At 34.7% G+C, this 14,001-nt stretch carries 11 protein-coding genes; all 11 read right to left on the reverse strand.

Going from position 1 to position 14,001, the window contains the following annotated elements:
- Window positions 1-105 precede the first annotated feature (105 nt).
- Window positions 106-312 (reverse strand): hypothetical protein, encoded by a 207-nt coding sequence (locus tag E7276_RS03165; RefSeq protein ID WP_294213637.1) that lies wholly within the window; start codon window positions 310-312, stop codon window positions 106-108.
- 170 nt (window positions 313-482) lie between these two features.
- On the reverse strand, window positions 483-824 hold the full coding sequence (locus E7276_RS03170; RefSeq protein ID WP_294213639.1) for an arsenate reductase family protein: 342 nt from the start codon (window positions 822-824) through the stop codon (window positions 483-485).
- A gap of 440 nt (window positions 825-1,264) precedes the next feature.
- A complete protein-coding gene (locus E7276_RS03175; RefSeq protein WP_294213641.1) occupies window positions 1,265-2,140 on the reverse strand; it encodes a hypothetical protein in 876 nt (291 codons plus the stop codon).
- A 131-nt stretch (window positions 2,141-2,271) separates the two neighbouring features.
- Window positions 2,272-2,673 (reverse strand): (deoxy)nucleoside triphosphate pyrophosphohydrolase, encoded by a 402-nt coding sequence (locus E7276_RS03180; protein WP_294213644.1) that lies wholly within the window; start codon window positions 2,671-2,673, stop codon window positions 2,272-2,274.
- Between the two features lie 21 nt (window positions 2,674-2,694).
- Window positions 2,695-5,670, reverse strand: a complete 2,976-nt coding sequence (locus E7276_RS03185; protein WP_294213646.1) for a DUF3427 domain-containing protein — start codon at window positions 5,668-5,670, stop codon at window positions 2,695-2,697.
- Between the two features lie 283 nt (window positions 5,671-5,953).
- Window positions 5,954-7,717 (reverse strand): HNH endonuclease, encoded by a 1,764-nt coding sequence (locus tag E7276_RS03190; RefSeq protein ID WP_294213648.1) that lies wholly within the window; start codon window positions 7,715-7,717, stop codon window positions 5,954-5,956.
- Between the two features lie 179 nt (window positions 7,718-7,896).
- Window positions 7,897-8,730 (reverse strand): hypothetical protein, encoded by an 834-nt coding sequence (locus tag E7276_RS03195; RefSeq protein WP_294213651.1) that lies wholly within the window; start codon window positions 8,728-8,730, stop codon window positions 7,897-7,899.
- 64 nt (window positions 8,731-8,794) lie between these two features.
- Window positions 8,795-11,215 (reverse strand): DEAD/DEAH box helicase family protein, encoded by a 2,421-nt coding sequence (locus E7276_RS03200; protein WP_442960439.1) that lies wholly within the window; start codon window positions 11,213-11,215, stop codon window positions 8,795-8,797.
- Window positions 11,216-11,274: 59 nt separating this feature from the next.
- A complete protein-coding gene (locus tag E7276_RS03205; RefSeq protein ID WP_294213657.1) occupies window positions 11,275-11,865 on the reverse strand; it encodes a class I SAM-dependent methyltransferase in 591 nt (196 codons plus the stop codon).
- Window positions 11,866-11,879: 14 nt separating this feature from the next.
- Entirely contained in the window at window positions 11,880-12,200 is a 321-nt protein-coding gene (locus tag E7276_RS03210) for a nucleotide pyrophosphohydrolase (protein WP_294213659.1), read from the reverse strand.
- A gap of 11 nt (window positions 12,201-12,211) precedes the next feature.
- On the reverse strand, window positions 12,212-13,966 hold the full coding sequence (locus tag E7276_RS03215; RefSeq protein ID WP_294213661.1) for a DUF2075 domain-containing protein: 1,755 nt from the start codon (window positions 13,964-13,966) through the stop codon (window positions 12,212-12,214).
- Between the last annotated feature and the right edge of the window lie 35 nt (window positions 13,967-14,001).

Here is a 14,001-nt window from a genome sequence, read left to right on the forward strand (position 1 = left end):
TGCTCCATATGTTTAGTTGTTATTATTATTTCAAAAGTACCGCTGTCAGTCACGACGGTGGATTACTAAGCGCTTACAAAACAACAGAAGTTTTTTCATCCTTTTTCACATCATTTTTAAGTATTTGTCAAAATTTGCTTGCTCTATACCAAGGCTCTTCATTGCATCCTCTGCAGAAAGTCCCAAGTTCGTCATTAGATTCTTTATAGATTCTACAAGTTGCTCATTACGCCCCTGCTCTAATCCTTTATTGTATGAGATGTCCTTTTCATTATTTATGTGTAATTCCTCATCATATTCTGTTAATAACACCTGGGTCACCTCCTATTTGTGCTAGATGTTGCCTCACACATAATGTTCTCCTTTGATTTTACATTAATTTCTATGTATATACATTGTAGAACATATTTTCGACGAACACAAGTTCTTATTTATTTGTATTAAACTTCTCATCTACGATGTCAAAAGTCTCTTCTGCCATATTACTCCCACTTCTTCCACACATCAGGCTGATAGCCAAGTGTAGATTGCTTTCCATTTCTCACAACAGGAGTCTTAATAATCTGCTGTGACTCAAGAAGCTTCTCCAACTTGTCCTCATCTGCAATATGCTGAAACAATAAAACAGCATCCTGGTCCTTCGCATTTACGTTAACCATATTTGTGATACCACCATTAGCAGCAGCAACTGATGTAAGTTCACCCTTACTCATGCCTTTTTCCTTCATATCGATAAACTGATACTTGATACCGCGCTCTTTGAAAAAACGCTCAGCCTTCTTTGTATCGTTGCACTTCTTAGTGCCGAAGATTTGTATGTTCATAAAATATTATTCATCCTAATTTTTATTATTGTACCATTCCTAGCAGACCCTTCCAGGGCCAGGTCTGCCCGAGCTCCACAGACCACTCGCTGTCGCGAGTAAGGAAGGATTGTAATCGGCTTCGCCGATAGGGGTAATTGCCATAATGGATGGCAAGTACCTATTTAGTATGTATATATAGTTGATCCAACTATATATGACTATTATTAACGGCATATCTAAAATAGTATCCTTTAAAACAATCTGTAGTTGCCCATTTAGGGGTAAATCCATATTGAGATAGATTAATCGTCAATTCGTCAGGCGTAACAATTAAACTGTATATTTGACCTTTAAACTTAAACTCATCATTTCTCTGTATCGTCATAATATTTAATTTAAACCTTTCCGGCTAACGACTTATATAAAGTCCATCTACATTCATTTTTACACATATACTTTTACACCAACGAAAAATCAGTTCTACAATAAGCGCACTTACCTTTCTTGGTTCCAACATCAATTTGAATACTAGCTCCACAGTTAGGGCACTTGATATTGCGTAAAGTCGAGTCAACACATCTTAAATCTCGCAAAGAAAAAGGTATTTCTGTCAAAGGTGCATCAAATACATCCATTACTTGAACGACCTTTGTTTCAGGATAATTGTGATTTCCGGTTTTGACAGTGACTGTATCATATAGTTGTGTATCTCTATTTTTAGTAATATATGTATATGATTTTCTTCCATTTATATCAAATTGCACTTTACAAAAGTGAAATTTCTTTCCATCCAATTCTTGTAAATAGTATTCTAATGCTTCATCAGTCAATCTATTACCAACCTCGAAAAACTGATATGCTAATCTATCTTCTCTTCCAGCTTCGAAGAGTCTATCTATAAATTCTTCTTGGAACGATGTCTGCGCCTCTTTGTCGTAATACCAATCATAAAGCTCCTTAGCAGTCATTCCATCATAGATTATATCTGGCACATCACATATATGCTGCGCCTCGTCAGCTACCAAACTACATCTATAGAAGAAAGTATCAGGATTTGTTGTCTCATTAATAATTCTAAAACTATCTACAATTATCCTTGCGTGCTGCTGCCATGGGTCATAATACGTAACTGTTTTTACTCTTTGTGCAGCTACAGGCTCTTTATAATTAAAAGTACTCTCAGATGTCACCTGGCTTTCTTCCGAGGTATTAATTGCCTTGTTTCTTTGCTCATCTAGCAATCTACCAAATTGAGCTGCTTCAGCCTTGTCATTACTATTTTTCATAAGTATGACCACTGCAACCACACACGCAACAATTATCAGAAAAACCATTTTATGTCATACCTCCAACTTCAAGTCTACTAAGAAGACAGTGCCTGCCCCCATTACAATTCTATTACCATCGTAATATTTTCGTAGTTGGGTCAGACATCTTTATCAGGATAATTATTAATTCCAAATAATCAATTCATATCCGCTTTAATCTTATCAATCAACGTAACATCCGCTGGCAGCCATGCAACATCATCAATATTATCCTTCGTTAACCACTTTGCAGCCTCAGCTTCCTTTAACTCTAAATGACCTTCTTTCACTTCACAATAAAAACAGTCCATTGAAAGATGGAATGTCGGATAGTCATACTCAATAGTATCGATGTAAGGCCCTACCTCAATAAGAGTATCTAATTCCTCTTGGATTTCCCTTACAAGAGCCTCCTGTGAAGTTTCTCCTTCTTCGACTTTTCCGCCAGGAAATTCCCAACCACCTTTAAGATCGCCATAACCTCTTGCAGTTGCAAAAATCTTATTCTTTTCTTTGATTGAATCACAGATAACTGCTGCGACTACTTTAACTGTCTTCATGATATTTCTCTCCATTTCCATTTATGCATTAAGCAAATATTCATAAATATCTTCACGTACAGGTTCGTCCAAACGCCATTCAATTTCTACTGCTGTCTTCTCAGTATTTGCCATTACAAATTCCTTGGCCTGACCTGTAGGCTTCATATGTCCAAGATAATAAAACTCTTTTGAGACTTTATCATCTTTGTTTTTCCTTACAAAGAGTTCTACTTGAATGCCTCTTTCTTCACATTTCAAGAAATTTTGAACGTCTTCAGATGATAAGCTTCTACCTGATTTCGATATAGCTATTAGCGATTGATTACTATTAAAATGATCTTCATATTTAGTCGTATCACTTATATCATCTGCTTTTTCATAGTTTATAAATACGGGGAATGTCTTTGTTTTCTTATCGTATTTATAACCACCAATATTCAAAGGAACTTCATTCGACTCCCAGTTTAAGAGTCTACAGACATCTTCATAAGTATACTTTTGATATAGAACCAAATCTGTTTTCTTATACGAATTGCAATAATTCTGTTTAAAACGTCCAATACCAAAATCAATCAATTCTAGAATTATATTGTAGAAATCATCATTTTCAAGCATTTTTAGGAATGTCTTTGTAGGCACATAATCTTGATTATTCTTCTCTATAAATATGCATGTTGAATATGTCTTCTTATTTGAACCTGCTGGAAATTGATTAGTCATAATATTAACTATGTTTTCCACCTGATTACTATTCAAGGTTTTATCGTAATCATTTTTAAGATCTTGAGACAAGGCTGCAAACAGCCCTATCTTAGAAAAACCTCTTGAGTATGCCAGTATTCTATTTAAAAGCTGTAGTTCTTGAATACGTTTTCCGTTAGCCAATTTTACAGATATAAATTCAACAATTTTTTCCTCTTCTTCCGATAAACGTATTTTATAATCTTTCTCGTATTTAACCAAAAATTTATAATAAGATCCCAAACTTTTATTATCGAATATACGAAGTACGTCCATCTCACCATGCTCATCAAAATCTGTAAGCTTTGGTATTCTACCTAGCTTATTCTTTAAGTTAGTATAGTTTTCTCTAATAAGCTTGAGGTCACTGAAATTAGCATTATCAATAGATGAAAAAATTTTCTTTCTACTAATTTCATCAAAATGTACTGTTGAAGCGCCTGGGATAACACGTACCCCTTCAAGAATGTAACGTCTGATATTATCTTTGTTATAAGTCCTATCACCTGAAAGTGCAATCGGAATCATAAAGTTGTTATTGTAATTTCCAATAAAATCGAGAATAACAACATACTCTTTTCCATCAGCTTTTCTTAAACCTCTACCTAATTGCTGAATAAATACAATTGGTGACTGCGTAGGACGAAGCATTATTACTTGATTGACCTCAACAATATCAACACCTTCATTAAGAATTTCAACTGAAAAAATATAATCTAAAGGCTGTAGACCATCTTCAGTTTCATCCATGGCTAATCTTTCAAAGGCCTCTGCTCTTTGAGTTTCATCCGCACTACCATTCAAAGCTATTGTTCTATATTGCTTTCCTGTCCCAGGATTAATAGTTTGATTGAACTTTTCTGATAAAGCCTCAGATTCTTTTATACTACTACAAAAAATAAGACCCTTTACTCGCTCTCCACTAAATCCATAATAAGTCGCTTGCTCAATAATATGCTTTACTCTTTCATCAGAAGTAAGCATAGAAAAGTCAATTCTATCAGTATCTTCAATAGAATCTATAGAGAGATCATTTATTCCAAAATAATGGAATGGACATAACAAATCTTCTTCCATAGCTTGCTGTAATCTTATTTCATATGCAATTTGATGATTGAATATCTCATAGACATTTCTGCCCTCGATATTGTCATCTCTTTTATCAGGAGTAGCAGTCATTCCTAGCCAAAGCTTAGGCTTGAAATGATTCATTATTTTCTGATAAGTGTCAGCAGGAACATGGTGCGCCTCATCCAAAACAATGCAATCGAAATGTTCAGGAGCAAACTTGCAAAGATGTTCATCACGACTCAAAGTCTGAACAGTAGCAAAGATATAGTCTTTATCATATTCATCATTTCCAGCACCTACTAAACCCATACTAATCTTTTTGTCAAACACACGCTCATAGGATTTCTTAGTTTGTCTAGCAAGTTGACCTCTATGAACCAAAAATAGAACTCTCTTATATCCAAGTTCACGCATAGCAAATGCAGAAGCATAGGTTTTTCCAGTACCAGTAGCAGAAATTAGTAAAGCCCTGCTTTCTCCAGCATCTACTATCTTTTTAAGATTATTAATAAATCCGACCTGCATACTATTTGGTTGCAGATTATACTTTTCAAACTCAATAGTATCATCTTGTCTTGCTGCATCTCTTTGCTTCTTTATGATTTCGTATTTTGTTTTATAATTTTCATAAAACTCATCAAATTCCAGTGCATACTTAGAATTCCATAAATCATAATACTCATTAAGAATCTCAACAGCTTCTTCGCCCTCTGAAGTAGAAACAATCTTTGTATTCCACTCTTTATTATGTGTAAGGGCGGCGCTAGTAATATTTGAACTGCCTATAATTATTCTATATATTTCATCCTTTTTGAAAATGTAGCCCTTAGTGTGGAAACCTTCTTCGGCCGCCTCCACGTCATACATCTTTAGCTTAATATTCTTTAATTCATTGAGTTTTTTAAGAGCTTTAGGGTCACTAAAATTTAAATAGTTAGTAGTAAGGATCTCTCCTGGCACACCTTTTCGTTCAAGTTCTTGCAACGTCTGGAGTAATGGTGTAATTCCACCCATAGTAATGAAAGCTACACTGATTTGGAATTTATCACATTGCAAAAGCTCATCTTCAATAGATGAGAGAACTTTCTTACCTTCTTTATAATTATTAGAAACAAACTGAGGCCTATATTTGATTTCAGATGCGACAGAACCATTAATGTATGCCGTTGTAAGGCCTCTCTTAAGTTCTTCAATGTTTGACATTTATATACTCCCTATTTCAGTTATTAGCTCTCCTCTAATTTTAACCTATTACCATAGTAATCCATAGTCTTATACTCGATTACATCCTTCATCTGCTCAGGTAGAATTGGATTCTCAATTATAGCCATTAGTTCATTACATAATCCTATACCGTTTTCAACCTCAACAACGAATCCTTTTCCTGCGTAATAGGTTCAGGGCACCAATGTGATCGGCCCGTTCTTATTACAATAAAACATTTCAGTATCGGTACTTTTTTATACTCCATTTCTCAGTACCAATCTTATAATCCAATTTTAGCCCCTTTACTACGATTACACTTCCAGCATAATGTTTGCAAATTATCCACCCGTGTTAAACCACCTCTAGCAATAGGAACAATATGATCCACTTCAAGTAACAGATTAGGTTCGGCATAAACTGAATTTCCACATTGGCAGCAAGTATAATTATCACGTTCTTTTATTTGCATTCTTAGCTTACTTGTCATCATAGCTCTCTGTTCTTTGGCTAGTGCCTCCATAGACAGCTTGCTCTCCAAACTATTTATTAACTCAATTATATTTTCTTCATTCATAGGAACCGTAAATGAACGCTGTGCCATTCCTCCATCGCTGGTATAGGTAAATCTATACTCAACGTTTAGAATTGCTTCATCAATCACAGCCAAACCAAGTCTTGAATAGAACCCATCTTCATCATTATCTAAAACATAATCAGGAACATTTTGTATATATTGATTGTATTCCTTTTTGTAATTATCAATTATTATCTTAGCTTCCTTTAAAGTCTCCAGTTCCTCTATAAGAACCTTCAACTTCTGTATTTGCTCTTTGTATTGGCTTTTATCCGGATAGAAATATTTAATTATATATCCTATAGGATTGTTTTCAGCACTTCCAAATACAGCTGACGATACTTCTGCTGTAAACGGAGTAATACTTTTCTTATATGCTCTAATGTAGTTATATACATCATCATGCTCAGTCTCATTTCTCACTACACGTGTTCCAAATAATTTTGAAATAGACTTAGCTTTCTCATCTATATATTCATTAAATTCTTTTCGTGACTGTGTTAGTAGCTTACAAGTTTCTTTGATTTGTTCAAAATCCTCTGATTGATAATAGTCACTTATCCGCTTATCATCCAAAACTATTTTTCTTACATCATTTTCAGTATTAATAATAAAATTCTCCAACATATCCCATTCTGAACTATCAATTTGCTTTACTTTTTGAATACTATTTACAGTACGATCAAAAAGTTTCTGAACGAGATCATCCAATGATTTAGATTTAGACTTTACAATCAAGTTATCTTTGGACATATTTGCATAATCTATAATAGAATTTACATGATTATAGAAATCACGTTTTTTTGCATCCAATTCTTCCTTAGCTTGTTGCTTAAGAAGCTTATTATATTCTCCCTTTGTCATAAGGTATTCAGGATGCGCATCAATCTCATCTATCCTTCTTGAAGTCAAATGTATTAATCTTTGACCTTTATTATTTCCTGCTGATGTAATATAAACAACTAGTACTCGATATCCATCAGCTAGTACTAGATAATCATTCAATATAGAGGCAATATAGGCATACTGATGCCTGATCTGAAAATCATTTTCCGCTAAAAATGTCTCTATACTTCTCCTTACTCTTTTTCTCGTATCGGATATATTCCAAACATCATCGAAGCACTCATATTCTTTTAAATACTTTATATCATCGTAATTATTTAAGGTCTGTCGACTCTTAACAATTATCCTATCATCATAATCGGGTAAAAGATTATCTATATCCTCTAAATGTAAATATTCCAATATATCATTAAGTAATATTCGTCTTTGCCGTTTAATTATTCCATTCGCAACAAGCGTAATAATTACTATTAGCATAATAATTATTCCACCAATAATAAATGCTTCTCGGTTTTCAGATATAAAATTAACTACAGCATCAACAACTACTCCAATAAATCCGATCAGTAATATTATTAGTCCACCTATTCCATTAGCTTGATTTTTTCTATATCTTCTAGCCATTATTAAATCCCCTTTTTCCACCGGCATGGTATGATCTACATGAAGCCTTATACCATCTGCAGCTGAACGGCCACAAATAGTACATCTGAAACTATCCTTTTTTATATCATAACGAAGTGAATCGTTCACAAAGATTTTTGAGTGTGATTAACATATTCAAGCACATACTTTCTTTTAAGTTAACCAGATATATCTTTCATAAATTGATCTAAAGTGTATATCCACTGAGATTCATCAACACTCAGGCAAAAAAGCTCTTCGATTTTTTTCTTCAGTTCAACAATGCTTGCTTTACAATTGTCGCTTCCATCAAGAATTGCTCCCATCTTATTTTTGTCTACTGCACATTGGTAATATTTAGGGTTTGTGAAATCAAAAGATGGTACATAAACATTTGTATAATCAGATTGTGTCACCCACATAGCCCCCATTTCATTTAAACATGCTGGACTATCTAAATATTCGTTTGACCATAAAACAATAACAAATATTTTTCTGCCAAAGGACTCTCTCAAATACTCATATATGTTCTTATCAAGAGGAATCTTATGCAAAGGGTGTGATGAGTATATTAATTGGTCATTTTTAATCCCAATACCGACAAGAAGCTTTTCTATAGCATCTCCGTATTTTTTATCTGATGATCTATGACTAAGTAGAATAATTGGCTCAGTAGATTTATTATTATCTTTGACGTCATCAATTTCGTTGGGCGCAACTTCTTCTAATTCTTCTAAATATGTTGTCAGAACAGCTTTGGCACGTTCTAAATCTCTCTTGCACGCCACAACAAATTCACTATGTGGAGTATTAAATGTACAAATGCTCAAAGAAAAACTCATTTTTTTAAATTCACAAACCTCATAACTTTCATCACCATATGTCTTAATCAAAAACCTTTCCACTTTTGTTCTCCACGCTTGAAATTCTGGAGAAGAACTTGATACATTTTTCAGAATAAGCTGATCAATCTCTTCAATGATACTTTTTAGTTTATAATAATTATTAATCATATTTCTTCCTCTATCGTATTATGTCTACAAGCTCAAGTATATCTCCTACTTGATTAATTCCTTCTCATTCAACATCTCCAGCCAGCCTTCGCCTATAATAATCCATAGTCCTATACTCAATTACATCCCTCATCTGCTCAGCCAGTATCCTATTTCCTTGCAGCGTTTTCATTTCATCACACAGTGAAATTGGTGAATCGTCAGTACTCACAAAGAATCCCTTGCCCGACTTAATCAGAAAATTAACTGGCATAGTATGAATCTTCTTTATATGCTCAGCATCAGATATAACCTTATACTTCTCATAAGTACTATCTGGGTCTAAATCACGCCAATTCCTACCAGTATTAAAAAATTCTTTCCAACTAGAAAGAAGCTGGCTGTCGTTGACATGCATCAATACATCTCCCTTGTTATAAAGAGCCATCAGAACTGGCATCTTATATACCTTGGTCATGTTTGTAGTTTCAATAAGAGAAATGAAATCTTTACCTAGACCTTTACAAAAGTCCTTTTCTTCATCATCAAGTTCTCCTATCTCCTCTAAATAATCCAAATATCCTTTAAAGATATTAGCCTTCGAATTCTTCATTGTAAGCTGATATATTTCATCATCCATCTCTGTAAATAATTCCAAACGAGATGGTCTATGTCCTAAGATTTCTTTAACTCTATAGTATTCCTCATTAATCAAATCCTTGAGCTTCTTTTGCTTACGGTCCATCTCGTTAAATAAGTCAATAAGACGCATATCAAAATCAATCAAGCAATCATCAGGAATATCCCTTTGGGATGGACGACCTGAATTCTTATCGTAAGTATGTGAATGCTTTCCACTTAGAAAAAATCTTACCTTTCCAGCCTTCTCATAATTACCGATAAAATCTAGTACATTCAAGTAATCTTTGCCTTTAGATTTTCTTAATCCTCGCCCCAATTGCTGTAAGAAAACAATTGGAGACTCAGTTGGTCGCAAAAACATGACCATATCTAAAGAGGTAATATCAACGCCTTCGTTAAACATATCAACTGCAAATATTACTTTGATTTCCCTAGCCTTTAGCTTTGCTATTGCAACATCTCTTGCCTCAGAGTATTCACCATTAGCATTACTATACACAGCAACTGCCGGTATTCCACGAAGACAGAATTCCTTTGCCATTTCCTCAGCATGTTCTCTTGAGCAGCAAAATCCCAACGCGCGGTTCGATTCGTATTTACGATAATATTTGTAAATCAAATCATGACGATGAACGTTACCAATGTATGTCTCATTCAATTCCTTTTCATCATAACGGCCTCTAACAACATGCAGCGTTGAATAATCTGTATCATCGTAAATACCATAGTAATGAAAAGGAACCAACATTCCTTTATTAATAGCCTCGAATAGAGAGATTTCATACGGAACATTATAATCGCATAGTTCATATATGCTTCGTCCATCCATTCTCTCAGGAGTAGCGGTAAGACCTAACATAAATTTAGGTTTAAAGTAATCTACTATTCTCTTATATTGATCATTTACCGCATGATGAAACTCATCAACTACAATGTAATCAAAATAGTCTGCTGTAAAATACTCATCATTCAAATATCTCTCATTTCCAAGTGTAGCTACTGAAGCAAATATCACTGATTTATGAGTACATTTCTCGTCTCCATTAAAAAATCCATAGTCATCAGAGTTTCGTACATTACGAAATGAAACTGCTGCCTGTTTTAGAATCTCTTCTCTATGTGCAACAAACAAAACATGCTTATATTCTTTAGAATCAAATGCTGCTAAGTATGTTTTACCAACACCAGTAGCAGCTTGAACCAAAGCCTTAGTTGCGCCTTCAGACCTGGTATTCTCAAGTGCACAAAGTGCCTCAATCTGAGCACCCCTTGGCTCATAGAGCATTCTAACATTTGAATCTTTATCTAATTCAGATTCATCATATCGTTCTAAATCTTTGGCAGCTGCAGGCTTGTGCCAATTTTTTGAATACTCTCGAAGAATATCACCGGTCACCTCAATTGAATGATTTTGGTATAAATCCTCAAAGGTCTCGCAGAATTTATTAAAGTTTTTTTCGTCTGAAATAGTGCTAAATCTGTAATTCCATTCAATTCCGGATGTCAACGCACTTCTTGAAATATTTGAAGAACCAATAAATATTTCACCATGTGAAGCATAATGAAATATATAAGCCTTAGGATGAAATGATCTGCTCGAGTCATTGTAAAATCTCAATTCTACTCTATCTCCTAACTCGCGCTTGATCATATATAGAGCTGAAGGCTGGGTAATCCCAAGATAATTACCAGTAAGAATTCGTATTTTCGTACCAGCATTAATCGACTTCTCTAATTGTGCCAGAAGCATTTTAACACCGGATTCCATCAAAAATGACACGATTATATCAACTTGCTTTGCATTGCAAAAACTCTCAATAAGCTTAGCATATAGCTGTACTGCTTTGTTATCATCGCCAGTCATAGCAAGCGGTTGATAATCTATGTCTATTGATTCAATTATTTCCCCCTGTGTGTTTTCACCTACTTTTTCATAATTAGGTTCAACCATTTTTCTTCTCCTCGTCCTGGCCTTACATCACTTGTAATCCAAGAATCTATAATAGTGATTTCTGGACAATCTGCTATGTATTCTTTAAATGACTCCTCGGTAAAGTCAGAGAAATATCTCCCATTTCTCTCACCTTCAAAATCACTGTATTTAAATGATGTATAGATAACCCCACCCTTTTTTAGGGCGACAACCATTTTTTTCAACACAGGCTTTAATTCCACTTTTGAAAGATGCAAAATTGAAGAACATGCCCAAATACCATCGAATCTATCAACATCATCTAGCTCTTGAAAAAGCATGTTCTTAACTTTAATCCCTGTGTATTCAGAAGCTACCTTGCATAATTCTAACGAACCATCAATCGCTTCAACCTCATAACCTAAGTCCGAGAATGCCTTAGTGTCTCTACCTGACCCACAGCCAAAATCCAATATGCTTGCATCTTTTGGTAAATATCCTAAAAACCTATCTCTCTGTGGTGATACATCTGCATTAATGGTATTCTCACAAAATTCTTTCGCCTTATCGTCGTAATAAGATAACGTATTTACGATATTCATTAAACTACTAACCTCTATAATTCGTTATATTTTGCGCTACTACCCTTAGCTTTCTCCACTGGATACTTAGCCTCATTCTGGTCCATCTTTTTATTGATAATCTCATCTGGATCAACGCCTAATTTATCTGCGAGATTCTGGCAGTATACCATTACATCTGCAAGCTCTTCCTTCACATGCTCCACGTCATAATTCTCATCATCCCACTGAAAGCATTCAAGCAATTCAGCAGCTTCAATGACAATAGACTTAGCCAAGTGCACTGGTGCATGGAACTGGTCCCAGTCACGGTCCTCTGTAAATTTTCTAATTCTGTCGATAGTTTCTTGTCTCATTATTCTTCCCTCTATTTTGATGCTTTGATTAATTCTTTTCTAAGTTCTGGATCACATGCGTAAATATACATGCCATTCACACCTCTGGTCATCAGAACTCTCACCTCATGTTGAATTAGCGTCTCTCCAAACTTCCTTCTTGTTCCGTCTGACAATGTTCTGTTTCGTACTGCTTTATCATTATGACTAGCTGATGGATCAAATACTATCTTTCCATCTCGGTACTTAACAGAAGGCCCTAATATAACACCAGCATAATTCAAATCAAATCCTTGAATCGTAAATGTAGAACCTACTTCATCAATTGTCTGAGGCTGTTCCGCCCAAGCCAACCCATTTATAGCTCTTTTTTGCTTACGATCAAGTTTTGATTCTAATTCTCTGTTCCATGGTTTGTGCCATCCATCAATAAGTACTTCCCAATATTTCATCAAACGATCTTCTGGTCGATTTTTTGCACTATACTCCCAATCATAAGTTGCAATAACACGAGATAATGAAGAGTCGCTTTCCTTAGCTCTCTTCTTTATTTCCTTATCTAACAAATCTGGCGAGTCAAAAATTTTAATCGTATAATCACATGATTTCTTAGGAATCTTTTTTAATTCGCAATTCTTTGTAAATGAATCTATCCAGTCGATAGTCTCAGGATCAGCGTGCATTCTTAGTTGTTTGTCCAAAACAATATAGTTTTCAGCTGCTTTAGCCTGATTGCGATATTCATCCAATATTTGCGCTTCCCAGAATTGCTCGGTGGTAAGAATCTGATTTTCATCAAACATAACAACAGTTACTCTAGCTCTATCAATGATATCCTTTAACTGATTTTTACCACGATATGATTGTTTACCCTGGGTTAGCAACAAATGCGCCTCATCTATAAAGGCAACATCTACAGGATTATCTTCCGTATGGTTATTAATAAATGTGGTAGGTTTGTTTACAACCTTTCCATACTTTTCGGTTAAACCTAGTTTTTCGGCAATCTGCTCATAAACGACAATCTGCTCATCATGATTTACAAGCAAATGACAATCTATCGTTTTTTTGTCTTCTTCCGCCTGACAATATAATTCGTAGAATGTACTACTATTTAAAACTGTTTTTCCTGTACCAGCCTCACCTTCAATAAAAATCAGCTGCTTTGTTTCATGATTATCAAGAGCTCGTCTCACCTTTTGAATAATTGACGCTCTTGCGCTTTCCTGTTCTTTAGTCAGCTTGTGTAAAGGAGATGCCTTGTATATAGCAGAATCCTTTATAGAACTCTCTGTTGGAAAGAGGTCCTTGTTTTCTTTGCGTAGTCCACGCCATATCTTGCGAAAAATATCATCCAACTCTTCAATCGGATAATAACTATTTTGAGGATTCCCCCTTTGATTATGTACATGCTTTACGCGATCTACACTCATCAAATAATGGATTAATCTGTTCTCAACATCTAGCGTAAGAGATTTATTAAAATGCTCATGACCTATGATAAAAAGACGTGCGTCTTTCTCTAATAACTTACGCTGCCATGAGCCTTTATCTATGGAAGCATCATAATGCTGACGGGTTCTTTTAAAAACATCATTAGATTCACCAACATATACTTCAAAGTCACCTGACTCTTTCCAATTATGTATGTAAACCGTAGGATAATTCATTATGATATCCTGTGTTTTAGAATCTTCATCCTGAAGAGAAACGCTCTCAAAAAAATCCAATGCATCTTTATTATCTTTAATTTGTCTTATAATTGGACTCGCTATATTTCTGCTCATATCTTCTAGTTCTTACGCCCCCTTATACACAAGAA

This window comes from Pseudobutyrivibrio sp., from assembly GCF_015057185.1.
GTDB lineage: Bacteria > Bacillota > Clostridia > Lachnospirales > Lachnospiraceae > Pseudobutyrivibrio.

Excerpts from the sequence above, each read along its gene's own strand:
- E7276_RS03170 (WP_294213639.1), bottom strand. The coding sequence starts at position 824 with ATGAACATACAAATCTTCGGCACTAAGAAGTGCAACGATACAAAGAAG.
- E7276_RS03210 (WP_294213659.1), bottom strand. The coding sequence starts at position 12,200 with ATGAGACAAGAAACTATCGACAGAATTAGAAAATTTACAGAGGACCGT.
- E7276_RS03180 (WP_294213644.1), bottom strand. The coding sequence starts at position 2,673 with ATGAAGACAGTTAAAGTAGTCGCAGCAGTTATCTGTGATTCAATCAAA.
- E7276_RS03200 (WP_442960439.1), bottom strand. The coding sequence starts at position 11,215 with ATGACTGGCGATGATAACAAAGCAGTACAGCTATATGCTAAGCTTATT.
- E7276_RS03205 (WP_294213657.1), bottom strand. The coding sequence starts at position 11,865 with ATGAATATCGTAAATACGTTATCTTATTACGACGATAAGGCGAAAGAA.
- E7276_RS03185 (WP_294213646.1), bottom strand. The coding sequence starts at position 5,670 with ATGTCAAACATTGAAGAACTTAAGAGAGGCCTTACAACGGCATACATT.
- E7276_RS03215 (WP_294213661.1), bottom strand. The coding sequence starts at position 13,966 with ATGAGCAGAAATATAGCGAGTCCAATTATAAGACAAATTAAAGATAAT.
- E7276_RS03195 (WP_294213651.1), bottom strand. The coding sequence starts at position 8,730 with ATGATTAATAATTATTATAAACTAAAAAGTATCATTGAAGAGATTGAT.
- E7276_RS03190 (WP_294213648.1), bottom strand. The coding sequence starts at position 7,717 with ATGGCTAGAAGATATAGAAAAAATCAAGCTAATGGAATAGGTGGACTA.
- E7276_RS03175 (WP_294213641.1), bottom strand. The coding sequence starts at position 2,140 with ATGGTTTTTCTGATAATTGTTGCGTGTGTGGTTGCAGTGGTCATACTT.